The organism is Mycobacterium sp. NTMscope_MAC_12 (assembly GCF_976985675.1).
This window is the reverse complement of record NZ_CDRJYY010000001.1, coordinates 4832407-4858926: the sequence shown is the minus strand read 5'-3', so window position 1 is coordinate 4858926 and position 26520 is coordinate 4832407. Positions and strand designations below refer to the sequence as shown.

Genomic DNA, 26520 nt, shown 5'->3' with positions numbered 1-26520 from the left:
AATTTGCACACCATGACCACATCGGAGATCGCCACCGTCCTGGCATGGCACGACGCCCTCAACGCCGCGGACATCGAGACCTTGGCGTCCCTGTCCAGCGACGACATCGAGATGGGCGACGCGCACGGGGCCGCGCAGGGCCACGAGGCGCTGCGCAACTGGGCCGCCGCGCACCGGCCGGCCACCGAGCTCGGCCGGATGTATGTGCACGACGGCGTCGTGGCCGTCGAACTGAAACCCAGTAGCCCCGGCGATCCGGGAGCTGAAACGGGCACCGCGTTGACGTTCCGGGTGGTGCGCGACCACGTCACCTCCGTGTTCCGGCACGACAGCCTGGCGTCGGCGTTGGCGGCCACCGAGCTCACCGAATCCGACGCCGTCGACTAGGCACCAGGAGCCACCCATGCGCGGAATCATCTTGGCCGGCGGGTCGGGCACCCGCCTGCATCCGATCACCACGGGCATCAGCAAGCAGTTGCTGCCGGTCTACGACAAACCGATGGTCTACTACCCGCTGTCCACCCTGATGATGGCCGGGATCCGCGACATCCTGGTCATCACCACCCCGCATGACGCGCCCGGATTTCAGCGACTCCTGGGCGACGGCTCGCAATTCGGCGTCAACATCAGCTACGTGACACAGGACCGGCCCGACGGTCTGGCCCAGGCGTTCGTCCTGGGCGCCGGCCACATCGGCAACGAGTCGGTGGCTTTGGTGTTGGGAGACAACATCTTCTACGGTCCCGGGCTGGGCACCAGGTTGAAGCGCTTCCAAACCATAAGCGGGGGAGCTGTTTTCGCCTACTGGGTAGCCAATCCGTCGGCCTACGGTGTGGTCGAATTCAGCGACGACGGCCTGGCGCTGTCGTTGGAGGAGAAACCCCAGACACCGAAATCCAATTACGCGGTGCCGGGTTTGTACTTCTATGACAACGACGTGATCGAAATCGCCAAGGGGCTCAAGAAATCGGCGCGCGGCGAGTACGAGATCACCGAGGTCAATCAGATCTATCTCAACCGGGGCCGGCTCTCGGTCGAGGTGATGGCCCGCGGAACGGCCTGGTTGGACACGGGCACGTTCGACTCGCTGCTGGATGCCAGCGACTTCGTCCGCACGCTGGAACGACGGCAGGGCCTCAAGGTCAGTGTGCCCGAGGAGGTGGCGTGGCAGCAGGGCTGGATCACCGACGAGCAGCTGGCCGAGCGCGCGCACAGCCTGCTCAAGTCGGGGTATGGCTCCTACTTGCTGAATCTGTTGGAGCGGAGCCGATTTCACTAGGTTTGGCCAGCACCGCCGCGATGCCCGTCGTCAGCGGCACCGACAGCGCCAACGCCATCCCGCCCACCGCCGAGCGGGCGATCTCGATGGCCACGCTCTCACCGGTCAGCACGTCGGTCAGCGAGCGGTTGGCGACGCTGAACAGCAACAGCAGCGGCAGCGAACTGCCGGCATAGGCCAGCACCAGCGTGTAGACGGTGCTGGCGATGTGATCGCGCCCCACCCGCAGGGCGCCTACGAAGATCGCCCGCCGCGAGCCGCCGAGGCGGGCGAGCTCGAAGACCGTCGAGGCTTGGGTCACGGTGACATCGTTGAGCACGCCCAGCGATCCGATGATGAAGCCGGCCAGCAGCAGTCCGCCGATCGACACGTTGCCCAGGTAGGCGCTGACGGTGGTGTTCTGTTCGTCCGAGAGCCCGGTCAGATGCGCTAATTGGATTGCCGCCCAAGATAATCCGGCGGCGAGCAGCAGCGCCGAGAGGGTGCCCAGCAGCGCTGCGCTGGTCCGCAGGCTGACGCCGTGGGCCAGGTAGATGACCGCGTAGAGGATCGCCGCCGATGCCACCAGCGCCACCGGCACCGCGGGCGCGCCGTCCCGCAGGGCGGGCAGCAGGAACATGACCAGCACCACGAACGCGACCAGGATGCCCACCAGCGCGAGGAGCCCGCGCCAGCGCGCGACGGCCACGATCACCACGGCGAACGCGATCGCCAAACCGACCAGCGCCCAACCCCGTTCGAAGTCGTAGAACGCGTAGCTGGTGGCGCCCTGGTCGTCGACCTGCCGTACGACCCGAATGCGGTCGCCCACCGCGAATTTCGGCTGGCCGGGGCCGGGGGAGGATTCCAGCAGCGTGGTGGCCCCCGCGTTCGGTCCGGAATCGACGGCGACCTGGGTCAACACGCAGCGTCCGGCGCCCGGCGCGGCGGGCTGGGGCGGGCCGGTGAGGACCTGGCTGACCGACGGGCTGCCGCAGTCACCCAACCCGCTGGACAGCACGTGCCCGGCCTGCGTGCTCACGGCGCCACCGGACGCGCTCTGCAGCGGCATCGGAATGTCGACGCGCTGACGGCTGGGCCACAACAGGATCGCGCCGACGGCCACCGCCACACCGATCGCGACCAGCAGCCCGACGACGACCCTGGCGGGCAACGGATCAATGCCGGACGGGCCTGGCGGCATGCTGTGCGAGTGGGAGTGCGTCACCCGGTCGAGCGTAGAGGCGGTTTCCTGGGCGCTTACTGGCGATAGCCGACGAGGAAGTTGCCCAGCCGCTCGATCGCGGCCGCCAGATCGCGGGCCCACGGCAGCGTCACGATGCGCAGGTGATCCGGTGCGGGCCAATTGAAGCCGGTGCCCTGGGTGACCAGAATCTTCTCCTGCAGCAGCAAATCGAGGACGAGTTGCTCGTCGTCGTCGATGTCGTAGACCTCGGGATCCAGCCGCGGGAAGGCGTAGAGCGCGCCGTCCGGCTTGACGCAGGACACCCCCGGAATCTCGTTGAGCTTGGTCCAGGCGACGTCGCGCTGCTCGAGCAGGCGGCCGCCGGGCAGCACCAGGTCGTCGATGCTCTGGTAGCCGCCCAGGGCGACCTGGATCGCGTGCTGGGCCGGGACGTTGGGGCACAGCCGCATGTTGGCGAGCAGGTTGATTCCCTCGATGAAGCTGCCCGCGTGGTCCTTGGGCCCGGTGATGGCCAGCCAGCCGGCCCGATACCCGGCCACCCGGTACGCCTTCGACAGCCCGTTGAAGGTCAGGCACAACATGTCCGGCGCCAGCGAGGCCAGGTTGATGTGCTTGGCGTCGCCGTAGAGGATCTTGTCGTAGATCTCGTCGGCGAGCAGCAGCAGCTCGTGTTTGCGCGCCAGTTCGACGATCTGGGTGAGGACTTCGCTGGTGTAGACCGCGCCGGTCGGATTGTTCGGGTTGATCACCACCAGCGCCTTGGTGCGGTCGGTGATCTTCGACTCCATGTCGGCGATGTCCGGCTGCCAGCCCTGCGTCTCGTCGCACAGGTAGTGCACCGGCGTGCCGCCCGCCAGCGAGGTCGACGCCGTCCACAGCGGGTAGTCGGGCGACGGGATCAGCACCTCGTCGCCGTTGTCGAGCAGGGCCTGCAGCGTCATCGTGATCAGCTCGGACACCCCGTTGCCCAGGTAGACGTCGTCGACGTCGAAGCGGGGGAATCCGTCGACCAGCTCGTAGCGGGTGACCACCGCCCGGCGCGCGGGCAGGATGCCCTGCGAGTCGGAGTAGCCCTGGGCGTAGGGGAGGGCCTGGATCATGTCGCGCATGATCACGTCGGGCGCCTCGAAGCCGAACGGCGCCGGGTTGCCGATGTTGAGCTTGAGGATGCGATGACCCTCGGCCTCGAGCCGCGCGGCCTGCTGATGTACCGGGCCGCGGATCTCGTACAGGACGTCCTGAAGCTTCGACGACTGCGCGAAACTCCGCTGCTGCCGGTGATGACCCGGCGGGTGCGGTGGCAGCTGGTGAGGCAGCTGGTGGGTGGTCACATCACCAATGGTGCCATCACTGTCCACTGAAATTTGCTGTCAAGCGTAAAAATCCCAGGTCAGCGCTTGCCCGGCGGACGCGCCCCGCGGGCGATGCCCAGCCCTTTCACCGGCGGCTGAGCCGGTGCATCGTCGCCGTCGCTCTGCTTTGCGGGCTCCGGTTTCGGTGCCGGCTCGGCGTCGGCCTGTGCCTGTTCGGCGGGCTCGGCTTCTGCTTTCGGCGCCTCGGCCTTCGGGGCCGCCTTCTTCGCGCCGGGTCGCTTGGCGCCCGCGGCGATGCCCAGGCCCTTCACCGGCGCGGCGGGGGCCTTGGCCTCGGGTTCGGCTTCGGCCGGCGCTTCGGCCTCGGCCTTGGGAGCCTCCGCCTTTGGTGCCTCGGCCTTGGGGGCCTCGGCCTTGGCGGGTGCCGCCTTCTTCGCGCCGGGCCGCTTTGCGCCGGCGGCCAGCCCCAGCCCCTTCACGGGTGCGGCGGGAGCCTTGGCTTCGGTCTCGGCCTCGGCGGCCGCCTCGGCTGGTGCCTCGGCCTTGGCCGGTGCCGCCTTCTTCGCGCCGGGCCGCTTTGCGCCGCCGGCGATGCCCAGCCCCTTGACGGGCGCGGCCGGCGCGGCCGCCTCGGCCTTGCCTTCCGCGCCTTCTGCGGCGGGTGCGGCTTTCTTCGCGCCCGGCCTCTTGGCGCCGCCGGCGATGCCCAGCCCCTTGACGGGCGCGGCCGGCGCGGCCGCGGCCTCGGACTTCGGGGCCGCCTCGGCGGGCGCCTCCTCGGCCTCCTCGACGGGAGCGGTCGCCGTGGCCGTCGCCGCCTTGGGCGCCTGGGCCGCCCGCTGCTCGGCTTCCTTGGCGGCCGTGCCCTTTTCGGGCAACGTCGCCTTGTCGTACTCCAGTGACGCGAGCAGGATCTGCGCGACGTCGAGCACCTCGACGCCGGAGCGCCCGGCCTCCTCCTGCCGGTCGTTGACGCCGTCGGTGACCATCACGCGGCAGAACGGGCACGCGGTGGCGATGGTGGCGGCCCCGGTGGCCAGCGCCTCGTCGACGCGTTCGTGGTTGATCCGCTTGCCGATGTGCTCTTCCATCCACATCCGCGCGCCACCGGCGCCGCAGCAGAAGCTGCGCTCGGCGTGCCGCGGCATCTCGGTCAGGTTCGCCCCGGAGGTCCCGATCAGCTCACGCGGCGCCTCGTAGACCTTGTTGTGCCGGCCCAAATAGCAGGGGTCGTGGTAGGTGATGTCCTGGGACACCGGGGTCACCGGGACCAGCTTGTTGTCCCGGACCAGCCGGTTGAGCAGCTGGGTGTGGTGCAGCACCGAGTAGTTCGCGCCGAGCTGGCGGTACTCGCGGCCCAGGGTGTTGAAGCAGTGCGGGCAGGTGACCACGATCTTGCGGTCGACGGTCTCGGTGCCTTCGAACAGCCCGTCGAGGGTTTCGACGGCCTGCTGCGCCAGCTGCTGGAACAGGAACTCGTTTCCCGAGCGGCGCGCGGAGTCGCCGTTGCAGGACTCGCCGGTTCCCAGCACCAGGTACTTCACCCCGGCGATGGCCAGCAGCTCGGCGACGGCCTTGGTGGTCTTCTTGGCCTTGTCGTCGTAGGCGCCGGCGCAACCGACCCAGAACAGGTACTCGTAGCCGTCGAAGCTGTCGACGTCCTCGCCGTAGACCGGCACGTCGAAGTCGACCTCGTCGATCCAGTTGGTGCGGTCCGACGCGTTCTGTCCCCACGGATTGCCCTTGGTTTCCAGGTTCTTGAACAGCACCGACAGTTCCGAGGGGAACTCGGACTCCATCATCACCTGGTAGCGGCGCATGTCGATGATGTGGTCGACGTGCTCGATGTCCACCGGGCACTGCTCGACGCAGGCGCCGCAGGACACGCAGGACCACAGCACGTCGGGGTCGATGACACCGCCCTGCTCCTCGGTGCCGACGAGCGGGCGGGTGGCCTGCTCCGGGCCGGAGCCCATGACGCGGCCGAAGCCCGACTCGGGAACGTGGTGGGCCTCGGCGTGCTCTTCGCCGGACAGCTCCTCGCCGAGCCCGCCCGCCGGCGTGCTCTCCAGCGGGCTCTCCTTGTCACCCAGGATGTAGGGCGCCTTGGCCATCCAGTGGTCGCGCAGGTCCATGATGACGAGCTTGGGCGACAGCGGCTTGCCGGTGTTCCACGCCGGGCACTGCGACTGGCAGCGGCCACACTCGGTACAGGTGGCGAAGTCCAGCATGGCCTTCCAGCTGAAGTCCTCGACCTTGCCGCGCCCGAATGTCGCGTCGTCGGGCGGGTTTTCGAAGTCGATCGGCTTGCCGTCGTATTCCAGCGGCAGCAGCGGGCCGAGCCCGTCGGGCAGCCGCTTGAAGATGACGTTGATCGGCGCCGTGAAGATGTGCATGTGCTTGGAGTGCAGCACGATGATCAGGAACGCCAGCATGACCGCGATGTGCAGCAGCAGGGCCGTCGTTTCGATGATCTCGTTGGCGGGCTGGCCCAGCGGACGCAGGATGACGCCGAACAGTTGCGACAGGAAGGCGCCGTTGCCGTAGGGCAGCGTGCCGTTATTGACCGCCGCTCCGCGCACGAACACGTAGGTGAAGACGACGTTGAAGATCATGAACAGCACCAGCCAGGCACCGCCGGTGTGGGAGCCGTAGAACCGGGACGAGCGGCCGATCTCCTTCGGGCTGCGCATCAAACGGATGATGGCGAAGGTGACGATGCCCAGGAAGACGGCGGTCGCGAAAAAGTCCTGCAGGAACCCCAGCGCGTCCCACCGCCCGATGAACGGGATGTGGAAGTTGTCCTGGAAGAGCAGACCGTAGGCCTCGATGTACACCGTGAGCAGGATGAAGAAGCCCCACATGGTGAAGAAGTGCGCCAGGCCGGGGATCGACCACTTCAACAGCTTGCGCTGCCCGAAGACCTCGGAGAGCTCGGCCCAGATTCGTTTGCCGGGTTCGTCGGTGTGCCCCGGGGACGGCTTGCCGGACGTGATCAGCTTGAACAGCCACAGGACCCGTCGTCCGGCGAGCGCGGCCACGACCAGCGTCATGCCCATGCCCACGACCAGCCTGATGAGCATCTGCGTTGTCACAGAAGGTCTCCCCAATGCATAGATAATTCGGCCTGTGCTTTATTTGCCTGCTTAAGCCCCGCTCATAGTTACATCTTCGCGGCTTTCGGCGCGAGAAAGGCTGCCCTAACTTGGGCGTCGTCGGCACCTCTGGCCTGCTAGTTGATACCTACCCGCCGGATGTGACGTTTGTCCGAGTGACCAGCGCCACCAAATTTCGTTAAATGGCCCTTTTCCGGCCGGTCCGCAATCGTTCGCGTCAGCGCCCGAATGGGGGCTGGAAGATCGGCGGCAAGGGCCGTACCCGCGTGGTCGTCGTCGGCGCCGCGCTGGTGGTGGTCGCCTGCGATGTCGTGGTGGGTGGCGCGGTGGTGGTCGTCGTGGTGGTGGTCGGCGGGGGCGTCGTCGTTGTGGTGGTCGACGGCTCCGGCGGCGGTGTCGTGGTGGTCGTGGTGGCCGGCGCCTCGCTGGACGGTGGCGGCGGGGCCGGAACCACGGTGACCGTGGTGCTGTCGTTCGGCCCGGTGATGGTCACCGTCTGCGGTGGCGGCGGTTGGCTGGGCGGCGTCTTCGGAGGGGCCGGGGTGGACTTCGTCATCAACAGGCCGATCGCCAGTGCCGCGGCCACCAGCACCGCCACCACCGCCCCGGCCACGGTCAACACCAGCGCGGTGCGCTTGTACCAGGGCAGCCCGCCCTGCTCGGGATACTCGAATTCCCGTGCTTCGCTGGCGTATTCGCCGGTGGCGTCGCGACCCGTATAGGGCACCGGCTCGTCGGAGTCGGAGTCGGAGTCGGAGTCGGCGTCCTGCGACCAGGCCAGGGCGTCATCGACATCGGTGGCCTGGGCGGCCCACGCGGCCTGGGTCGCGCCGATCCCCGCGGTGCCGACCATTTCGGTCGGCGTCTCCACCGCGGCGGCCGCGGCGGTTTCAGCGCCCCCCGCTGCGTACTGCGCACCGAGCGCGGCCGCGCCGACGGCGGCGAGCGACGCCGGCTGGGCCGCGCTGCGGACCGGTACCCCGAAGCGCTGCGACAACCGCGCGGTGATCAGCGGGATGCCCGCGCCGCCGCCGACGATCGCCACGGCGCGCAGGTTGGCGTGCGGAATCTGGTTGCGCTGCAACGTGTCTTGCAAAGAGGTGACAAACCGGTCCAGCGGCGGGGAGATCAGTTGCTCGAACTCGGTGCGGGTCAGCTCGGCGGTCTCCCCGGAGGGGCCCGCGACGGCGCTCACGGCGGCCGTCGACAGTTGCTCCTTGGCGCGCCGGCAGGCGGCGAGTAGGCGGGTCTGTGACCCCATCCGCGCGGTGCCGCCCAGGACGGCGGTGCTGACATCGGCGGCCAGCAGGTGGTCGACGATGAGCTGATCGATCGCGTCGCCGGAGAACTCGGTGTGCCGCACGGCGGGGCCGACGGGCGCAAAGCCGGCGTGGGCGTTCATCACCGTGACGGTGATGCCGCCGGCGCCGAAGTCGCACAGCGCGATGACGCCGTCGGTGGGAAATCCCGGCGTGCCGCGCAGCGCCGCGACCGCGGCCGTCGCGTCGGAAACCAGCATCGGCGCCACCCCGCCGCGCGCGAGTTCCGACTGGGCGAAGAACTCCTCGCGCAGCGCCGCGAACTGTTCGTCGGACCAGTAGGCGGGGACCGCGATGCTGATCGGTGTCCCATAGCCGACCGTGCGGGCCATCGCCTCGATCGCCTCGACCGTCAGCGCCGCGCCGAGGTACTTGGTGCCGTCGGCCGCCACCAACGGAGCCCGGTCGCCAACCCGCTCGACGAACCCGCGCAGCACCAGGCCGGGCGCGGTCAGGTTTGGATTTTCTTCCGGCAGGCCAACTTCGGTGGGCCGCTGCTCGAACAGGGTCAGCACCGAGCTGCGGGTGACCGGAGCGCTGCCGGCGCGGGCCGCCACCAGGTTGGCCACCCCGATCGATAGCCCGAGCGACTGGCTCATGTCCGCACCCCTGTGTCAGTTGTCCCGTGGATTGCAGCGAGTCTAGGGCGCCGGAGGCGCCGCGTCGCCGAGCGTGATCGGCCTGCCGCCGACTGGTTAACGCAGGCCCGGCGGCACGGTGATGACCGTCGGCACCTGCGGAATGGTGATCACCGGCGGCAGCTGCGGCAGATGGTGGCGATGGGTGGGCTGCTGCGTTTGTTGTCTGGTGGGCTGCTGCTGCGTCGGCTCCTGGGCCGGCGGCTGTTCTTCCGCGCTGCTGCTGGGCTCGGTGGTGGTCGTCGTGGTCGACGTCGTCGTCGTTGTCGCCGAGGTGGTGCTCGTCGTCGACTTGGGGAGGTGGTTGACGTTCTGGTCGCCGTGAATGAGCTCGATGATGCCGAACACAATAAGGGCGATCAGGATGACGACGGAGATCAGCCAGGCGATGAGCATCGCGGGCTTGCGATACCAGGGCGTGGTCTCGGGCTGCTGGTCGAACGGGTCGAAGCCGTGGGGCTGCTCGAAGCCGTGCGGCGGCTGGGGCGGGAAGTTCGGTGGCGCGACTTCGCCGGTCGGCGGCTCGCTCATGCCGAAATCGGCTTGCTGCGTCGGCCGGTTGTGGAAGTCATCGCGTGGACCGTTGGATGCCACGGCACCGATGGTACTTACCGCACCTGCCAGTCTGCTGATGCCAACCCCTGACGGGTCGGTCGCGTCGCTCAGAAGGACGGGTGCGGTTGCTCACAGAGAGCGTGCACTCAGGTCCGGAGCCAACCGCTAGGCTGTGGCGCTCAACACACCCGCAACACCATTTCCGGCCGAATGATATTGCAGTACAGCGTAATTCGATCAGCACCTCGTTTTTGACTTACAAAGATATTCGTGACAGTGTCTTTTCCCGAATCGATGTGGAAGTCGAACGGCAATCCCGCATCAAGCGCGGCGCCTCCCGGGCCTGGGCAGGCCAGCGAGTAAGCCGCGCGGAATCGCTGGATACGCGAACACCTTGACCGTGCCGGCGACCAACACGTACCCGCCGTCACAGCAGCGACGCCCGGTATGACATCGGGCCCTGACACCGCGGCGAGCGACCATGCAATCCGAGCGCAGGGTAGGGAGGCGATCACGATGCCCGGCCGGCCCGCCCATCAGCCCCGGGTTCGTTGTCTCCGCTACCACGATCGGCTCTGCTAGTGGCCGCCGATTCGACAGACCGCGAATGGTGGTCAGAAGCCGGCGATGACGCCCCGACGGTGGCGAGCCAGCGCCGTCGCGTGGCGGACTTGCCCAATGGGACTGAACCGGCAAAGTGCACGGATGGGGCCCACGAGGAAGCCTCGCACAGTGCAGTTGGCGCCGGCGCGGAGGCGGGAAAGCAACTGACGAGCGCCGTGGTCGTCATTGCGCTCGTCTCGGCGATCTCGGGGATGCTCTACGGCTACAACACCGGTGTCATCTCCTGGGCCCTATTGCAGCTCACCGAGGAGTTCAACCTCACCGCGGCCTGGAAGCAGGTGGTCGCCGCCAGCATCCTGCTCGGCGCCATCGTCGGGGCCTTGGCGTGCAGCTGGCTTTCCGACCGGTTCGGCCGGCGCGGCACACTGTTGATGCTGGCGGTGGTGTTCATCGTCGGCGCGCTGTGGTGCGCCGACGCGCCGGACGTCTTTGTGTTGTCGCTGGGAAGGCTGGTCCTGGGCTTCGCCGTCGGCGGGGCGACCCAGACGGCCCCGATGTATGTCGCTGAGCTCTCGCCGTCGGCTTACCGAGGGCGGTTGGTGCTGTGCTTCCAAATTGCCATCGGGGTGGGCATCCTCGCCGCTAACCTCATCGGGGTCTTTGACTCGGTCTCCTGGCGGGGGCCGACCGGAATCGCGTGCGTACCCGCCGCGGTCATGCTGTGGCTGTTGTTGCGCCTCCCGGAAAGTCCGCGCTGGCTGGTCAAGCAAGGTGAGCGAAACGCTGCACGAGCCGTGTTGGAGCGGGTCCGGCCCGACGGCTACGACGTGGGTGCCGAGGTGGACGAAGCGACCGAACTCGCGCGCATGGAACGCAAGGCCAGCACCCGCGGGTGGAGCGGGCTGCGCGACGCCTGGGTGCGTCCGGCCCTGGTCCTGGGTTGCGGCATCGCGGTGTTCACCCAGCTCAGCGGCATCGAGATGATCATCTACTATGCGCCGACCATCCTGACCGACGACGGCGTGTACCGGTCCGTGGCTCTGCTGGTGTCGGTGATGTTGGGTGCGACGTACGTGATCGCCCAGCTAGTGGGGTTGGCCATTATTGACCGGGTCGGCCGGCGCCGGCTCACCCTCATCATGGTGCCGGGCGCGGCGATCAGCCTTTTCGCGCTCGGGCTGATTTTCGTCACCGCCGACAGCGGTCACGATGTCATCGCCTACATCATGATCTGCCTGATCGCCTTCATGGTGTTCAATGCGGGCGGCCTGCAGCTGATGGGATGGCTGACCGGCTCGGAGACCTATCCGCTGGCGGTGCGACCGGAGGGCACCGCCGTGCATCGGCGACGCTGTGGGGGACCAACCTACTCATCACGCTGACGCTGCTGTCGCTCATCAATGCGATAGGGATCGGGCCCTCGATGTGGCTCTACGCGTTGTTCAACGTGGCGGCGTGGATCTTCGTATTCTTCCGCATGCCCGACCTCACCGGTAAGAGCCTGGAGGAAATCGAAAAGAACCTGGCCGAGGGGAAATTCCGACCGTCAGACTTCGCACAGTGACGAATGCGCTTGCGCGGCAGGCTTTTCGGGCTGACGTGCAGCGCGGTCACACGCCGGCCGTTGGCTGGCCTCGCAGGATCCGTTCGATCCGGTCCAGCAGTTCGCTCGAGTGGTCGTGGGCGCCGTCTTTCCAGGCCACGAGGGCGTTGAACAGGTTGACCGGCTGAACGGTCAGCCGCAAGCCAAGCAGCACTGTCTTGGTGGTGTCTTCGCCGACCTCCATGGGCCGGTAAGTGATAGCGACTTGCAACGATTGAAGGCGCGCCTGCGCGATGAGCCTGAGTTCGATCGATTCAACCAGCTCGCGCCGGATTTCGGTCAGCTCGCTCCCACGGTCGACCAACCGCACGGTCAACGCCGACGGGGTGATGCAGAGAAGGCAACGTCGCCACATGCGAACGACGCCCCACACGGTCAATGCGGTCACACCTAGAAGGAAAAATCCGCCGTACCGCAGCCACGCCGGGTTGCCGGGCCTGGACCCCAAATCGACCATGGCGAGTGCCATCAGCGGGAGCAGCAGCGTCGTGCCGTATGCGTTACCCTCGTACCAGGGAATGTAGCGGCAGACGATCTCGTCACCGGCGCGGCTGACCGCGGCGCGAAAAATCCGGCGCTGACCGAGGAGGATGATGCCGCCGACCACAGCCACGCCGACAGCGAGAGACCAACGAGCCCCGACCAGCGCGTCGATGACCGCCAATAGGCACAGCGCGCCGACGAAGGAATAGCGCAGCACGCGCCACCAACGGGCTTTTTCTCCGCCGCCGACCATCAGTGCCCCTCTCGTGTTGCGATTAGCGGGGAGTAATGGCACGCGGATAACCAGTTAGGCGCCCACTCCAGCGGTGGATCGTATAGCGCGGTCGCTGTCAGTCGCGCGATCAGCGTCTCCCATTCAGCCGTGATTATCTGTGATGCCGACTCGCTGTCGATGATGCCGATGCGCGACGCGTCACACGCCAACGGTGGAATGGCCGCGGAGAATCCGTTCGACCCGGTCCAGCAGCTCGCTGGGGTTGTCGTGGGCGCCGTCCTTCCAGGCCACGAGTGCATTAAGAAGGTTAATCGGCTGAACGGTCAACTGCAGACCGAGCAGCAGTGTCTTGGTCGCATCATTGCCCAAATCTGCTGCCCGGTAGGCAATTGCGACTTGCAACGACTGGCCGCTCCTTCCATTCGGGACGACCTTGGGCTCGATCGACACGACACACTCACGCCTGATTTCGGTCAACTCCTCTTTGGGCGCAGTCAGACGCACGGTCAACGCCGAGGGCGAAATACGCAGAAGGCACCGGCGCCACATACGTACAGCGCTGGAAACGAAGAGTGGCGTCAGAACCAGCAGAAGGATCCCGGTAAACCGAAGCCATGCCGGATTGCCGGGTGCACACCCCGCGCTGATACCGGCGACAGCTAGCAAAGGGATCAGCACGTTCAAGACGTACACATTCCCCTCGTACCACGGGATGTATCTACAAATAATCTCGTCGCCAGCCCGGGTGACTCCCGGCCGAAAAATTCGGCGTCTTCCGAGGATGAACATGAGTGCCGCGCAAAATGCGATCAGGGACAGGTACCACTGCACGCCGACCGACATCGCTACCGCCGCAAGCAGGAATAGAGCGGCGCCAAAGGTGTAGCGCAGTCTCCGCCCCCACCGGCCGCTTGTCTCGTCGTCGACCATCAGTGACGGTCTCGCGTCGTGGTCACGGGAGCCGGACCAGCCGGCGCGGCACCCATTTGTACAGACAGCCAGACATTTTCCCGCTCTACCGGTGAATCATGTAGGGCGGTCACCGTGAGTTGCGCAATCAGCGTCTCCTGTTCAGCCGAGATGATCCGCGATCGTGACACACTGTCGATGGTGCCGAGCTCATGGGTAATCTGCATCGCCAGCAACCCCTGAATTCCGATGGATTCAGCTGCGGGGCCGAGTTCCCGGCGCACCTCATAACATTCCGGCGTCGTCTGCAGCTGCTGCTCGACCAGCATCGCGAAAACGTCCGCGGGGTCCAGGGCGGTCTCGACACGATGCATCGTCAACACCGCGTTAGCGCCGAATGTGTCGATGCACGGGTCGGCGCGACAAACCCATACCCGGGCCCCAACTGCGGAATCGAACGGTTCCCAACCCCGTGGTACCCCGACCTCCACGACAAGCCCGGCGAATCGGTCGACCGGGGATACAGCAACGCCGTGCTTCTCTATGAACTCATCAAATCGCATCGTCGCCGACCTACCCGAAACCGAAAACCGATTCCACACCGTGCACCACACTCCCGACCGCATCCGCGACCGGATGCCAGAGTTCTCCGACCACCTTCGATCCACCCCAGGCGGCGACTGCGCCCACGCCGGCGCCCACCACCAGGCCAAGGGCCGTCCCTGCCCCAGGAACGACCGAACCGATCGCTGCCCCAGCTGCCGCGTCTCCTGCTAACGCGCCCAAACCCAGCCCTAATACGGTTCCGACGCCCTCCCGGGTGACGGCCTCGGAAACCGAGTTGCCGTCATGGATGTCGGACATGACGGCGGGTACCGCGCTGGCCGCAGCGACCACCCCGCCCACGCGGGAGAACCCCTTCAGCTCGATGCCGCCGATCTTCGGGTCCTCGAACCACCGCAACAAGCCCGGATCAGCCTTGCCGGGACCCGTGCCCGGGGACTCGGCGATCAATCTGGTCGTCGCCCCACGCACACCGTCGGCGGTACCACCGGCGATCGCGCCCGCAGCCCCGGTCAGCACCTCCCCCTTCGTCGGGGCCAACGCGGGCCCCCCGCCGGGCTGGTCGGCCGATCCCTGATCGGGCGCGGCCTGGGGGGCTGTCAGGTCATAGCCGTCCGCGTGCAGGGTCCCCATTGCGTTCTGAAACGAGTTGGCGTAGCCGTTGCGGGTGGATTGCAGCTGGCCCAGCGCGGCTTTGGTGTCGCGGATGGCGTCGTCTTCACGGCCGCTGATAAACGCATCCAGCGCGTGTCGATCTTCCGCGGTGAGGGTGGGATCTTTTTCCATCTCCACCGCTTGCCCGATGAAGCCGTCCAGCTGCTGCAACTGACCTTCTAACGCCGCGATCTGTCCGGCCGCGGTCTTTTGCGCCTCGGCCAGGTTGGCAGCGATGTTTTCCAGGTCCGCACCGATCTTGGGTAGCTGCAAGGACTGCGCCCCAAGGGTTTTCGTGACCCGCTGCACTTCGTCGGAGCCGGTGATAGGGGAATCCCCATTCTGATGGTTCCAGGCAGCGTCAAAGCGGCTACGGGCTTGGTCGAACGCATTGCTGGCCTCGGCAGTGCATCGGCCCGCCTTGAGAAACGCCTCCGCCAGCTGAGAAATCTGAAACGGGCTACCTGCCTGCAGGCTCCGATTGACCGCCCACGGATCACCACCGGCTTCGGCGATCAGCGCAGCGACGCTGATGTAGCGGAGTTGCATGGAGTCGTGAGGTCTTCTTGGTTAGGTCGGGCCTGAGCGAGCACCGGTGACTGGGCGGTGACACAACGCGGCAGATCGATACCCACCCCCGCCACGCTGCCGACAAGGTTAGCGCCTAGAACGTATTGACCTTCTCGATGCTGACGAACATGCCGTGCTTGGTCTGGTCGTTGGTGAAGCGGGTGCCCTCGGCGTTGGCGATGATCGTCCAGCCCTGGGCGGCGTAGGTCTGATACTCGATCTTGACAGTCGGGATGGCTCCCAGGTTGCCCAGCACCCACTGCACCTTGCCGCCGGTGGTGATGCTGACGCCGTTGGCGTGCTCACCGTCCTGCAGCGGGGAGTTGGTGAAGGGCGCCTCGCAGCCGACGGTGTCCTTGTTGATCTGGCAGCGCGTCACGCCGGATTTGGTCTCGATGAAGACGTAGCCATTCTGGTCGGGCGGCAGCGGGATGGCGCCGGCCGGATTCGTGGGGCCCGTCGGCGCGCCCGGGGCCCCCGGAGCGGGCGCGGCGGTGACCGACGGCGACGGCGGCGTGGATCGGGGCGTGGGGAAGGACGGCTCGCTGGGACCCGCCCCGGGCGAGGCCACCGGCCGCCCGCCGATGACGGAGCTGCAACCCGACACCGACCCGGCGAACAGCACTACGAGCAGCAGCGAACCACCGGCCAGGCTTCGCCGCGCATTATCCGATAACCGCACCCGCCGCTCCCCAGACGATTCGAATGGCGGCACTCAGGTTACTCACCCACCGCCGACAGTCGCTGCACTCGAGCGACTATCGATGCGGCGCCGATGGTGAAGTTTTATCGCCGCGTGACCGACTCCGCGCGGCGACCGTGCGTCGCGGCCGCCGAGTCGGTCGTCGGCGTCGCACCCGAACTATGCGACCCCGGGAACAACACGCGGCCTCGGGCCGTTAACATGATCGACAAGTTGAGTGAACCAGACTCAAGACCCAGGTTGACAGCCGATCGCCCCAGGGGCAGGCTTGAGCGGGGTTCACTCAGCATAGTGGCACCAAACAGGCTCTACACAATCAGGAGGAATCACTATGGCTCGTGCGGTCGGTATCGACCTCGGGACCACCAACTCCGTCGTCGCAGTCCTCGAGGGCGGTGACCCCGTCGTCGTCGCCAACTCCGAGGGCTCGCGGACCACCCCGTCCATCGTCGCGTTCGCGCGCAACGGCGAGGTGCTCGTCGGCCAGCCCGCCAAGAACCAGGCGGTCACCAACGTCGACCGCACCATCCGTTCGGTCAAGCGGCACATGGGCACCGACTGGTCCATCGAGATCGATGACAAGAAATACACCGCCCAGGAGATCAGCGCCCGCGTGCTGATGAAGCTGAAGCGTGACGCCGAAGCGTACCTGGGTGAGGACGTCACCGACGCGGTCGTCACCGTGCCGGCGTACTTCAACGACGCCCAGCGTCAGGCGACCAAGGAAGCCGGCCAGATCGCCGGCCTGAACGTGCTGCGCATCGTCAACGAGCCGACCGCGGCCGCACTGGCTTACGGCCTGGACAAGGGCGAGAAGGAACAGACCATCCTGGTCTTCGACCTCGGTGGCGGCACGTTCGACGTCTCGCTGCTCGAGATCGGTGAGGGCGTGGTCGAGGTCCGCGCGACCAGCGGTGACAACCACCTCGGTGGGGACGACTGGGATGACCGCGTCGTCGAGTGGCTGGTCGACAAGTTCAAGGGCACCAGCGGAATTGACCTGACCAAGGACAAGATGGCGATGCAGCGGCTGCGTGAGGCCGCGGAGAAGGCCAAGATCGAGCTCTCGAGTTCGCAGAGCACGTCGATCAACCTGCCCTACATCACCGTGGACGCGGACAAGAACCCGCTGTTCCTCGACGAACAGCTCACGCGCGCCGAATTCCAGCGCATCACACAGGATCTGCTGGACCGCACCCGTCAGCCCTTCCAGTCCGTGATCAAGGACGCCGGCATCTCGGTGTCCGAGATCGACCACGTCGTGCTGGTGGGTGGTTCCACCCGGATGCCCGCGGTGACCGAGCTGGTCAAGGAGCTCACCGGCGGCAAGGAACCCAACAAGGGCGTCAACCCCGACGAGGTTGTTGCCGTGGGTGCCGCGCTACAGGCGGGTGTCCTCAAGGGTGAGGTGAAAGACGTTCTGCTGCTTGACGTTACGCCGCTGAGCTTGGGTATCGAGACCAAGGGTGGCGTGATGACCAAGCTCATCGAGCGCAACACCACGATCCCGACCAAGCGGTCGGAGACCTTCACCACGGCCGATGACAACCAGCCGTCGGTGCAGATCCAGGTGTACCAGGGTGAGCGCGAAATCGCTTCGCACAACAAGCTGCTCGGCTCCTTCGAGCTGACCGGCATCCCGCCGGCCCCGCGCGGCGTCCCGCAGATCGAGGTCACCTTCGACATCGACGCCAACGGCATCGTGCACGTCACGGCCAAGGACAAGGGCACCGGCAAGGAGAACACGATCAAAATCCAGGAGGGCTCCGGCCTGTCCAAGGAGGAGATCGACCGGATGATCAAGGACGCCGAGGCGCACGCCGAGGAGGACCGCCAGCGTCGCGAGGAAGCCGACGTCCGCAACCAGGCGGAATCGCTGGTCTACCAGACGGAGAAGTTCGTCAAGGACCAGCGCGAAGCCGAGGGCGGGTCGAAGGTTCCCGAGGACACGCTGGCCAAGGTCGACGCCGCGATCGCCGAGGCCAAGTCGGCCCTGGGTGGCAGCGACATTGCCGCGATCAAGTCGGCGATGGAGAAGCTGGGCCAGGAGTCGCAGGCGCTCGGGCAGGCGATCTACGAGGCCACCCAGGCCTCGGGCGAGCAGGCCGACGCGACCGGCGGGGCGTCGGGTTCAGCGGGTTCCGCTGACGACGTCGTGGACGCGGAGGTGGTCGACGATGACCGGGAGTCCAAGTGACAGAAGGAAATCCACAGGAACAGGTGACCGTCACCGACAAGCGGCGAATCGATCCTGAGACCGGTGAAGTACGGCAGGTCCCTCCCGGCGATACGCCGGGAGGGACGGCGCCGGCCGACGAGCCGGCGGTCCAGGGCGAGGGCAAACTCGCCGAGCTGACCGCCGATCTGCAACGCGTGCAGGCCGACTTCGCCAACTACCGCAAGCGGGCGCTGCGCGACCAGCAGGCCGCGGCGGACCGGGCCAAGGCCGCCGTCGTGAACCAATTGCTGGGCGTGCTCGACGATCTCGACCGGGCGCGCAAGCACGGCGACCTCGAGTCGGGCCCGCTGAAGGCGGTCGCCGACAAGCTGGAGGGCGCGCTGACCGGGCTCGGCCTGACGGCGTTCTGCGAGGAGGGCGAGGACTTCGACCCGGTGCTGCACGAGGCCGTTCAGCACGAGGGCGATGGCTCCCGCCCGGTGATCGGCACCGTCATGCGGCAGGGCTACAAGCTCGGTGATCAAATCCTGCGCCACGCCATGGTCGGTGTCGTCGACACGGTCGCCGACGACGGCGACGAATCGGCCGCGACCGGTGAGTCCGACGAAACCGCGCCGGTGGAATCGGACGATAACGCCGGCACATCCGGTGACTAGCCCACACAATCAGCACAACAGAAAGGTGAGGAGGTGACGCGACATGGCCCAGCGTGAATGGGTCGAAAAAGACTTCTACAAGGAGCTGGGCGTCTCCTCTGACGCCAGCCCCGAAGAGATCAAGCGCGCCTACCGCAAGTTGGCGCGCGATCTGCATCCGGACGCCAACCCGGACAATCCCGCCGCCGGTGAACGATTCAAAGCGGTGTCGGAGGCGCACAACGTGTTGTCCGATCCGGCCAAGCGCAAGGAATACGACGAAACCCGAAGGCTGTTCGCCGGCGGCGGTTTTGGCGGGCGCCGGTTCGATACCGGCGGCTTCGGTGGCTTCAACGTCGGCGGCGATGGGGCGGAGTTCAACCTCAACGATCTGTTCGATGCCGCCGGCCGCAGCGGCGGCACCAACATCGGCGACCTGTTCGGCGGATTGTTCGGGCGCGGCGCCGGCGCCCGTCCCAGCCGGCCGCGCCGCGGCAACGACCTCGAGACCGAGACCCAGCTGAATTTCGTCGAGGCCGCCAAGGGTGTGGCGATGCCGCTGCGGCTGACCAGCCCGGCGCCGTGCACCAACTGCCATGGCAGCGGGGCTCGGCCGGGCACCAGCCCAAAGGTGTGTCCCACGTGCAACGGCTCCGGCGTGGTCAACCGCAATCAGGGCGCGTTCGGTTTCTCCGAACCCTGCACCGATTGCCGGGGCAGCGGCTCGATCATCGAGCACCCCTGCGAGGAGTGCAAGGGCACCGGGGTCACCACGCGGACCCGCACCATCAACGTGCGCATCCCGCCCGGCGTCGAGGACGGACAGCGCATCCGGCTGCCCGGCCAGGGTGAAGCCGGTCTGCGCGGCGCGCCGTCGGGCGACCTGTACGTGACGGTGCATGTGCGGCCGGACAAGGTGTTCGGGCGCGACGGCGACGACCTGACCGTCACGGTTCCCGTCAGCTTCACCGAATTGGCTTTGGGCTCAACCATTTCGGTGCCCACGCTGGACGGAAAAGTCGGTGTCAGGGTGCCCAAGGGCACTTCCGACGGCCGCATCCTGCGGGTCCGCGGACGCGGCGTGCCCAAGCGCAGCGGCGGCAACGGGGACCTGCTGGTCACCGTCAAGGTCGCCGTGCCACCGAATCTGGAGGGCGCGGCACAGGAAGCGCTGGAGGCGTATGCCGCCGCGGAGCGTTCCAGTGGCTTTGACCCACGGGCCGGATGGGCGGGTAATCGCTGATGGCCAAGGGCTCGAGTAATTCAAGAAATGAGGATGCCCGAACCTTCCTGATCTCGGTCGCCGCCGAGCTGGCCGGCATGCACGCCCAAACGCTGCGCACCTACGACCGCCTCGGCCTGGTCAGCCCGCGCCGCACTTCCGGTGGGGGACGCCGCTATTCGGAGCACGACGTCGACCTACTGCGTGAGGTACAACGGCTCTCGCAGGACGAGGGGGTAAACCTCGCGGGCATCAAGCGGATCATCGAGCTGACCAACCAGGTCGAGGCGCTGCAGGCGCGGATCAAAGAGCTGAGCGAGGAGTTGGCGCAGACGCGCGCCAGCCAGCGCCGCGACCTGGCGGTGGTGCCCAAGAGCACCGCGCTGGTGGTGTGGCAGCCGCGCCGGGGACGCTAATTGTTCACTTGCGCCGCAAGGGTTCCCGTCTCCGGAGGCATACAAAGTTCGCAAAAGCGCTAGCGCATGTGCTAGCGCTTTTCGCATTCACCTAGTGGTCATCAGACAGCGACTGCAGTGACGAGAGTGGTCACTGTGATCGCACCCGGAGCGAAAACTGCGTCACCGCGGGCTCACCCGGCGCGGCGCAGCGGTAGCCGCCGCGGCGCAGCGCGTCGGTCGGCGCGGCCATCGGCTCGAAGCACACGATGGCCGTGGCGGGATCGTCGACCGGCGGCGCGAAGATTTGCGCGGCCGGATAGCCCCGTTCGAAATGCACCTCGATGCGGCGTCCGCCGCCGGACACCGCGAACACCGCACCCTCGGCCACCTGGTCGTAGGAGTCGTCAAAGGTCTTGTCGCGCAACGCCTCTTCTCGCGCCGGTTGCGGCTGGGAATCGCCAGTGGGCAGCCCCTGGTCGTCGAGGCCGAGGTGGCGCAGCGCGGGGGTCTCGATGATCCAGTCGCCGCGGGGGACGCCCGGCAGCTGCAGGTAGGGATGGAAGCCGAAGCACAGCGGCACCGCCGCGTCGCCGGTGGCGGCGACGGTGGTCCGCACCGTCAGCGTCCGGTCGGCCAGTCGCGCGGTCACCGTCAACAGATGCGGGTACGGGAAGCTGGCCAGCAGGTGCGGATCGGCGCCGAAATCCACCTGCGCGGTCAGCTCGTTGGCGCTTTCGTCCGTCACCCGCCAGCCGGGATAGGCGGCCAGGACGCCGTGGATGGGCAGTCCGTTGGGGTCGGCGCGCACCCCGTTTTCGCCCGGGGTCAGGGTGACCGTCGCGCCCTGGGCCGTATAGGTGGCCTCGCCCAACCGGTTTGCCCACGGATACAGGATGGGGATCCCCATCGTCTTGCCGTCGGTGATGTAGGCGTCCAGGCCGCGGCGCTGGCCGAGCAGCTCGGCGCCGTCGTCGCGCAAGGACGTGCCGATCATCCCCGCGCCGGGAACGAATTGGGCGACCAGCGGCGACGAAGGGTCGCGCAGGGTGACGGCGTGCATGGTTACCTCCAGAGCGGGTCGTGCTGAATGCGTTCGGGCGGAGCGCCTTTGGCGAGCAGGGCGGACTTGGTGGCGGTGACCATCGCCGGCCCGCCGCAGATCAGGATTTGCCGGTCGCCCCAGCCGCCGTACTTGGTCACCACGTCGGGCAGCCGGCCGGTCTGGTGCACGTGCAGGCCCCGCGGCGGGGTGACGTCGGGATAGTCGGCGGCCCAGGCCGGGTCGGCGCTGTACTCCGAGACCGGCGAGACCGACAGCCACGGATTGTGCGACGCGACCTGCCACAGGGTGGGCAGGTCGTAGAGTTCGCAGCGGTAGCGCGCGCCGAAGAACAGATGTATCCGCGGATTGACCGCGTACCGGGACAGGTCCATGATGAGCGCCCGCAGCGGCGCCAGCCCCGTGCTGCCGGCGACCATCAGCACGTCGCCGCCCTCTCGATCGACGCCCAGGCCGCCGTGCGGGCTGGACAGCCGCCACCGGTCGCCGGGCCGGGTTTCGTTGACGATCGCGGTGCTGACCAGGCCGCCGGGCACCAGGCGCACGTGGAACTCGATGCCGCCGCCGGGATCGGCCGGAATGGCGGGGCTCAGATACCGCCAGCGGCGGGGGCATTGCGGCACATGGGCGTTGACGTATTGCCCGGGGTGGTAGTGCATCGGCTGATCGAGCTGCAGCCGAACGACCGTCAGATCCCGGGACACCCGCAGGTGCTCGATGACGGTGCCGTCCCACCAGGCGGGTCCCTCCTCGGCGTCCGCGGCGCCGCTCATCACCCCGGTGATCAGGTTCAGCGACTGCCTGGCCGCGTCGTCGACGGCGGAGGTCCAGGCCGCGCCCAGCTGGGAGCGCAGCGTCGCCAACAACGCGCGACCCAGGGTTTCGTAATGGTGGGGCAGCACACCGTATTTGCGATGGTCCCGCCCGAGCTGGGCCAAAAACGTCACCGGCTCCTGCGCGCGCCGAGCGACCAGTTCGCCGTACACCCAGTGCAGGGCATGGCCGAAAGCGGCGCGCTGGGCGCTCATTTCGGGTGGGAACAGATCGCGCACCGAGGCGTCGAGGGCGAACCAGTGGGTGTAGAAGCGGTGCACGAGGTCACCGGAATCACCCTGGGAGCCTGAGCGGCCCGCGCGGTCGGGTTCGAAGGCGTCGCGCAGCACGCGCAGCGCTTGGACGTCCTCGAGGCTCACGGGCCCCGATTCTAGGCTCGGACTCCGTGGATTCAGCCTTGCCGGACGACGCTGGCGGACCCGGCGTTGACGATCGTGGGTGAACCCCAGTGGTAGAGAACGACGTTGCCGGTTCCGGATGAGCTGACCGCGTCCGTGCTGTCGACCGTGACGCGATTGCCCTCGCCGGAGACGGTGACGCTGGTGCAGTGGCCGGTGAGGGTGATCGTGTTGTTTGTTCCGCTCACCGACAGATAGCCCGCGTGGCAGGGCAGCGTCTTCGTGGTGCGGGCGCCGCTGACCTGCAGCGTGCCGGACTCGGGAACCGCGGTCGACGCGCTGCCGCCGGCGAGGTCGGTGTGCAGGCCAACGGAGATAAGGCCGGCGAGCGCCAGCCCGGCCGCGAGGGCGGCCGGCCATAAGCCGGTCCCCCGGCGCGGGGTGCCGGCGAGCTCGGCGTCGGCCTGGTCGGGGTGCTGCATCGTCTGCGTCATCGCTAGGGGGGTACCCCGTAGGGCGTGTCCCTCAAAACTCGATAGAGTTGAGCGGAACAGACTCAACATTGACGACGTTGAACAAGCAGACAAGCATTTTTGCCAGCTCCCTTTCGACCCGAATGGAGGCGTCGTGGACTCTTTCAACCCGACCACCAAGGCCCAGGCGGCGCTGACGTCGGCGCTGCAGGCGGCCTCGGCCGCCGGGAACCCCGAGATCCGGCCGGCCCACCTGCTGATGGCGTTGCTGACCCAGGCGGACGGCATCGCCGCGCCGCTGCTTCAGGCCGTGGGCGTCGAGCCCGCCGCCATCCGCGCCGAAGCCGAGCGTCTGCTGGAGCGGCTGCCGCAGGCCAGCGGCGCCAGCTCGCAGCCGCAGCTGTCGCGCGAGTCGCTGGCCGCCATCACCACCGCCCAGCAACTGGCCACCGAGATGGACGACGAGTACGTCTCCACCGAACACCTGATGGTGGGCCTGGCCACCGGCGACTCGGAGGTTGCCAAGCTGCTCACGGGGCACGGCGCGTCGCCGCAGGCCCTGCGGGAGGCGTTCGTCAAGGTTCGCGGCAGCGCCCGGGTCACCAGCGCCGACCCCGAGGCCACCTATCAGGCGCTGGAGAAGTACTCCACCGACCTGACCGCGCGCGCCCGCGAGGGCGAACTGGACCCGGTCATCGGCCGCGACAACGAGATTCGCCGCGTCGTGCAGGTGCTGAGCCGGCGCACCAAGAACAACCCGGTGCTGATCGGTGAGCCCGGTGTCGGCAAGACCGCGATCGTGGAGGGCCTCGCGCAGCGCATCGTCGCCGGCGACGTGCCGGAGAGCCTGCGCGACAAGACCGTCATCAGCCTGGACCTCGGCTCGATGGTCGCGGGCGCGAAGTACCGCGGCGAGTTCGAGGAGCGGCTCAAGGCCGTCCTCGATGACATCAAGAACTCCGCCGGGCAGATCATCACCTTCATCGACGAGCTGCACACCATCGTCGGCGCCGGCGCGACCGGCGAGGGGGCGATGGACGCCGGCAACATGATCAAGCCGATGCTGGCCCGCGGCGAGCTGCGCCTGGTCGGCGCCACCACGCTCGACGAGTACCGCAAGTACATCGAGAAGGACGCCGCGCTGGAGCGGCGCTTCCAGCAGGTGTTCGTCGGCGAGCCGTCGGTGGAGGACACCGTCGGCATCCTGCGCGGGCTGAAGGACCGCTACGAGGTGCACCACGGTGTGCGCATCACCGACTCGGCCCTGGTGGCCGCGGCGACGCTGTCCGACCGCTACATCACCGCGCGCTTCCTGCCGGACAAGGCCATCGACCTGGTCGACGAGGCCGCCAGCCGGCTGAAGATGGAGATCGATTCGCGGCCCGTCGAGATCGACGAGGTCGAGCGCCTGGTGCGCCGCCTCGAGATCGAGGAGATGGCGCTGGCCAAGGAGGAGGACGAGGCCTCCAAGGAGCGGCTGGAGAAGCTGCGCTCCGAGCTGGCCGACCAGAAGGAGAAGCTCGCCGAGCTCACCACCCGCTGGCAGAACGAGAAGAACGCGATCGACGTCGTGCGCGAGCTCAAGGAACGGCTGGAAGCGCTGCGCGGTGAGTCCGAGCGCGCCGAGCGCGACGGCGACCTGGCCAAGGCCGCCGAGCTGCGCTACGGGCGCATCCCCGAGGTCGAGAAGAAACTCGACGCCGCGGTGCCATTGGCCGCCGACAGCGGCCCAGCTCGGGAGAACGTGATGCTCAAGGAGGAGGTTGGCCCCGACGACATCGCCGACGTGGTGTCGGCGTGGACCGGCATCCCGGCGGGGCGGATGCTCGAGGGCGAGACCGCGAAGCTGCTGCGCATGGAGGACGAGCTGGGCAAGCGCGTCATCGGGCAGCGTAAGGCGGTGACGGCGGTGTCCGACGCCGTGCGGCGCGCCCGGGCCGGTGTCGCTGACCCCAACCGGCCGACGGGATCGTTCATGTTCCTCGGGCCGACCGGTGTCGGTAAGACCGAGCTGGCCAAGGCGCTGGCGGAGTTCCTGTTCGACGATGAGCGGGCGATGGTCCGCATCGACATGAGCGAGTACGGCGAGAAGCACTCGGTGGCCCGCCTGGTCGGTGCCCCTCCCGGGTACATCGGCTACGACCAGGGTGGTCAGCTGACGGAGGCGGTGCGGCGGCGTCCGTACACGGTGATCCTGTTCGACGAGATCGAGAAGGCGCACCCGGACGTGTTCGACGTGCTGTTGCAGGTGCTCGACGAGGGCCGGCTCACCGACGGGCAGGGGCGCACGGTCGACTTCCGCAACACGATCCTGATCCTGACGTCCAACCTGGGATCGGGTGGCACCGAGGAGCAGGTGATGGCCGCGGTGCGCTCGGCGTTCAAGCCGGAGTTCATCAACCGGCTCGACGACGTCATCATTTTCCACGGCCTGGAGCCGGGCGAGCTGGTGGCGATCGTCGATATCCAGTTGGCGCAGCTGCAGAAGCGGCTGGCGCAGCGCCGCCTCACCCTCGAGGTGTCGCTGCCGGCCAAGCAGTGGCTGGCGCATCGGGGATTCGACCCGGTTTACGGCGCGCGGCCGCTGCGCCGGCTGGTGCAGCAGGCCATCGGTGACCAGCTGGCCAAGCTGTTGTTGGCCGGCGACGTGCACGACGGTGACACCGTTCCGGTCAACGTCAGCCCGGACGGCGACGCCCTGATCCTCGGGTGAGTTGCGCCCCTCGGTGGGCGCAGCAAACCTTGATTGGGTTGTGACCTGGTCGCCTTCTGTGTTCCGGGCCAATAGCAGATACGCTGTTTTGGATGGTCCCCCTCTGGTTCACGCTCTCCGCGCTGTGCTTTGTCGGCGCGGGGGTGCTGCTGTACGTCGATGTCGATCGTCGGCGTGGGCGCAGCAGACGCCGTAAGTCGTGGGCGCGGTCGCACGGATTCGACTACGAGCGTGAATCCACCGACATCCTCCAGCGCTGGAAGCGTGGCGTGATGTCGACGGTGGGCGACGTGGCCGCCCAGAATGTGGTGCTGGGCCAGATCCGCGGCGAGGCGGTGTACATCTTCGACCTCGAGGAAGTCGCCACGGTGATCGCGCTGCACCGCAAGGTGGGCACCAACGTCGTGGTGGACCTGCGCCTCAAGGGGCTCAAAGAGCCTCGGGAGAGCGACATTTGGCTGCTGGGTGCGATCGGGCCGCGCATGGTGTACTCCACCAATCTGGATGCCGCCCGCCGCGCCTGCGACCGGCGCATGGTCACGTTCGCCCACACCGCGCCGGACTCCGCCGAGATCATGTGGAACGAGCAGAACTGGACGCTGGTCGCCTTGCCGATCACCAGCACCCGCACCCAGTGGGACGAGGGTCTGCGCACCGTGCGGCAGTTCAACGACCTGCTGCGGGTGCTGCCGCCGCTGCCGGAGGAGACCCCGCAGGAGGCTGGAGCGTCGGCGGGACCCCGCAACGCGTCGCCGAGCCGTCCGTTGGCGCCCGCGGGCCGCGCCGAGCTGCCTCCCAGGCGCGCGCAGCAGGACGTGGCCGGCCTGCTCGGCCCCGACGTCGCGGCCGGCCGCCGCGCGCCCGAGCCGGTGCGCCGCGACCAGCCTCGACCGGAGGGGCGCCCGGATACGCTGCGCCGCCCACCGCCGACCGGGCGTAACGGCCACCAGGCCAGCAACTATCAGCGCTGACGGCGC

At 67.7% G+C, this 26520-nt stretch carries 21 protein-coding genes and 1 pseudogene; 9 read left to right on the top strand and 13 right to left on the bottom strand.

Annotated elements, in window-relative coordinates; all coding sequences use genetic code 11:
* The first annotated feature begins 12 nt into the window (after window positions 1-12).
* On the top strand, window positions 13-387 hold the full coding sequence (locus tag AC0KS4_RS22530; protein WP_225328288.1) for a nuclear transport factor 2 family protein: 375 nt from the start codon (window positions 13-15) through the stop codon (window positions 385-387).
* A gap of 16 nt (window positions 388-403) precedes the next feature.
* On the top strand, window positions 404-1279 hold the full coding sequence (gene rfbA, locus AC0KS4_RS22525; RefSeq protein ID WP_238957003.1) for a glucose-1-phosphate thymidylyltransferase RfbA: 876 nt from the start codon (window positions 404-406) through the stop codon (window positions 1277-1279).
* Here rfbA and AC0KS4_RS22520 read toward each other — a convergent pair.
* The 5 genes from AC0KS4_RS22520 to AC0KS4_RS22500 form a co-directional block, all read right to left on the bottom strand.
* Window positions 1221-2486 (bottom strand): YibE/F family protein, encoded by a 1266-nt coding sequence (locus AC0KS4_RS22520; protein WP_238957002.1) that lies wholly within the window; start codon window positions 2484-2486, stop codon window positions 1221-1223. The genes rfbA and AC0KS4_RS22520 overlap by 59 nt on opposite strands.
* A 32-nt stretch (window positions 2487-2518) precedes the next feature.
* The gene (locus AC0KS4_RS22515) at window positions 2519-3823 is read right to left on the bottom strand and encodes a pyridoxal phosphate-dependent aminotransferase (protein ID WP_238957001.1); all 1305 of its coding nucleotides are present in this window, start codon (window positions 3821-3823) and stop codon (window positions 2519-2521) included.
* A 32-nt stretch (window positions 3824-3855) separates the two neighbouring features.
* Window positions 3856-6873 carry a (Fe-S)-binding protein gene (locus AC0KS4_RS22510; RefSeq protein ID WP_225328284.1) on the bottom strand — a complete coding sequence of 1006 codons (3018 nt, stop codon included), beginning with the start codon at window positions 6871-6873 and terminating at the stop codon, window positions 3856-3858.
* 238 nt (window positions 6874-7111) lie between these two features.
* The gene (locus AC0KS4_RS22505) at window positions 7112-8812 is read right to left on the bottom strand and encodes an Hsp70 family protein (RefSeq protein WP_238957000.1); all 1701 of its coding nucleotides are present in this window, start codon (window positions 8810-8812) and stop codon (window positions 7112-7114) included.
* A gap of 96 nt (window positions 8813-8908) precedes the next feature.
* On the bottom strand, window positions 8909-9445 hold the full coding sequence (locus AC0KS4_RS22500) for a hypothetical protein (RefSeq protein WP_225328282.1): 537 nt from the start codon (window positions 9443-9445) through the stop codon (window positions 8909-8911).
* Between the two features lie 740 nt (window positions 9446-10185).
* Between AC0KS4_RS22500 and AC0KS4_RS22495 the strand changes: the two are divergent.
* Window positions 10186-11534 (top strand): annotated as a pseudogene (locus tag AC0KS4_RS22495) (sugar porter family MFS transporter).
* A gap of 46 nt (window positions 11535-11580) precedes the next feature.
* Here the strand turns inward: AC0KS4_RS22495 and AC0KS4_RS22490 are convergent.
* The 5 genes from AC0KS4_RS22490 to AC0KS4_RS22470 all read right to left on the bottom strand — a co-directional run bounded on the left by AC0KS4_RS22490 (window position 11581) and on the right by AC0KS4_RS22470 (window position 15670).
* A complete protein-coding gene (locus AC0KS4_RS22490; RefSeq protein WP_238956999.1) occupies window positions 11581-12309 on the bottom strand; it encodes a hypothetical protein in 729 nt (242 codons plus the stop codon).
* A gap of 180 nt (window positions 12310-12489) precedes the next feature.
* Window positions 12490-13221 (bottom strand): hypothetical protein, encoded by a 732-nt coding sequence (locus AC0KS4_RS22485; RefSeq protein WP_238956998.1) that lies wholly within the window; start codon window positions 13219-13221, stop codon window positions 12490-12492.
* The gene (locus AC0KS4_RS22480; RefSeq protein WP_238956997.1) at window positions 13221-13763 is read right to left on the bottom strand and encodes an LpqN/LpqT family lipoprotein; all 543 of its coding nucleotides are present in this window, start codon (window positions 13761-13763) and stop codon (window positions 13221-13223) included. Before AC0KS4_RS22480 ends, AC0KS4_RS22485 begins: the two co-directional genes overlap by 1 nt.
* Before the next feature lie 10 nt (window positions 13764-13773).
* The gene (locus tag AC0KS4_RS22475) at window positions 13774-14967 is read right to left on the bottom strand and encodes a putative alpha/beta hydrolase (RefSeq protein ID WP_238956996.1); all 1194 of its coding nucleotides are present in this window, start codon (window positions 14965-14967) and stop codon (window positions 13774-13776) included.
* A 115-nt stretch (window positions 14968-15082) separates the two neighbouring features.
* Window positions 15083-15670, bottom strand: a complete 588-nt coding sequence (locus AC0KS4_RS22470) for a hypothetical protein (RefSeq protein ID WP_238956995.1) — start codon at window positions 15668-15670, stop codon at window positions 15083-15085.
* Between the two features lie 352 nt (window positions 15671-16022).
* Here AC0KS4_RS22470 and dnaK point away from each other — a divergent pair, with 352 nt between their 5' ends.
* From dnaK to AC0KS4_RS22450, 4 genes are read left to right on the top strand one after another with little or no spacing between them, the layout of a single operon-like run.
* Entirely contained in the window at window positions 16023-17888 is a 1866-nt protein-coding gene (gene dnaK, locus AC0KS4_RS22465) for a molecular chaperone DnaK (RefSeq protein WP_238956994.1), read from the top strand.
* Window positions 17885-18526 (top strand): nucleotide exchange factor GrpE, encoded by a 642-nt coding sequence (grpE, locus tag AC0KS4_RS22460; protein ID WP_238956993.1) that lies wholly within the window; start codon window positions 17885-17887, stop codon window positions 18524-18526. Before dnaK ends, grpE begins: the two co-directional genes overlap by 4 nt.
* A gap of 43 nt (window positions 18527-18569) precedes the next feature.
* Window positions 18570-19748 carry a molecular chaperone DnaJ gene (gene dnaJ / locus AC0KS4_RS22455; protein ID WP_225328273.1) on the top strand — a complete coding sequence of 393 codons (1179 nt, stop codon included), beginning with the start codon at window positions 18570-18572 and terminating at the stop codon, window positions 19746-19748.
* Window positions 19748-20143, top strand: coding sequence for a heat shock protein transcriptional repressor HspR (locus AC0KS4_RS22450; protein WP_225328272.1), 396 nt, complete (start codon window positions 19748-19750; stop codon window positions 20141-20143). The genes dnaJ and AC0KS4_RS22450 overlap by 1 nt, the downstream gene beginning before the upstream one ends.
* Before the next feature lie 130 nt (window positions 20144-20273).
* Here the strand turns inward: AC0KS4_RS22450 and AC0KS4_RS22445 are convergent, their stop codons facing one another.
* The 3 genes from AC0KS4_RS22445 to AC0KS4_RS22435 are packed head-to-tail and all read right to left on the bottom strand — an operon-like array spanning window position 20274 to window position 22851.
* Window positions 20274-21185: an aldose 1-epimerase gene (locus AC0KS4_RS22445; RefSeq protein WP_238956992.1), complete on the bottom strand. Its 912-nt coding sequence runs from the start codon at window positions 21183-21185 to the stop codon at window positions 20274-20276.
* 2 nt (window positions 21186-21187) lie between these two features.
* Window positions 21188-22378 carry an FAD-binding oxidoreductase gene (locus tag AC0KS4_RS22440; RefSeq protein WP_238956991.1) on the bottom strand — a complete coding sequence of 397 codons (1191 nt, stop codon included), beginning with the start codon at window positions 22376-22378 and terminating at the stop codon, window positions 21188-21190.
* A gap of 32 nt (window positions 22379-22410) precedes the next feature.
* The gene (locus AC0KS4_RS22435) at window positions 22411-22851 is read right to left on the bottom strand and encodes a DUF3060 domain-containing protein (protein WP_238956990.1); all 441 of its coding nucleotides are present in this window, start codon (window positions 22849-22851) and stop codon (window positions 22411-22413) included.
* Between the two features lie 133 nt (window positions 22852-22984).
* Here AC0KS4_RS22435 and clpB point away from each other — a divergent pair, with 133 nt between their 5' ends.
* A complete protein-coding gene (clpB, locus tag AC0KS4_RS22430; RefSeq protein ID WP_238956989.1) occupies window positions 22985-25543 on the top strand; it encodes an ATP-dependent chaperone ClpB in 2559 nt (852 codons plus the stop codon).
* Window positions 25544-25635: 92 nt separating this feature from the next.
* Window positions 25636-26514 (top strand): trehalose monomycolate transport factor TtfA, encoded by an 879-nt coding sequence (ttfA, locus tag AC0KS4_RS22425; RefSeq protein WP_238956988.1) that lies wholly within the window; start codon window positions 25636-25638, stop codon window positions 26512-26514.
* Window positions 26515-26520 lie beyond the last annotated feature (6 nt).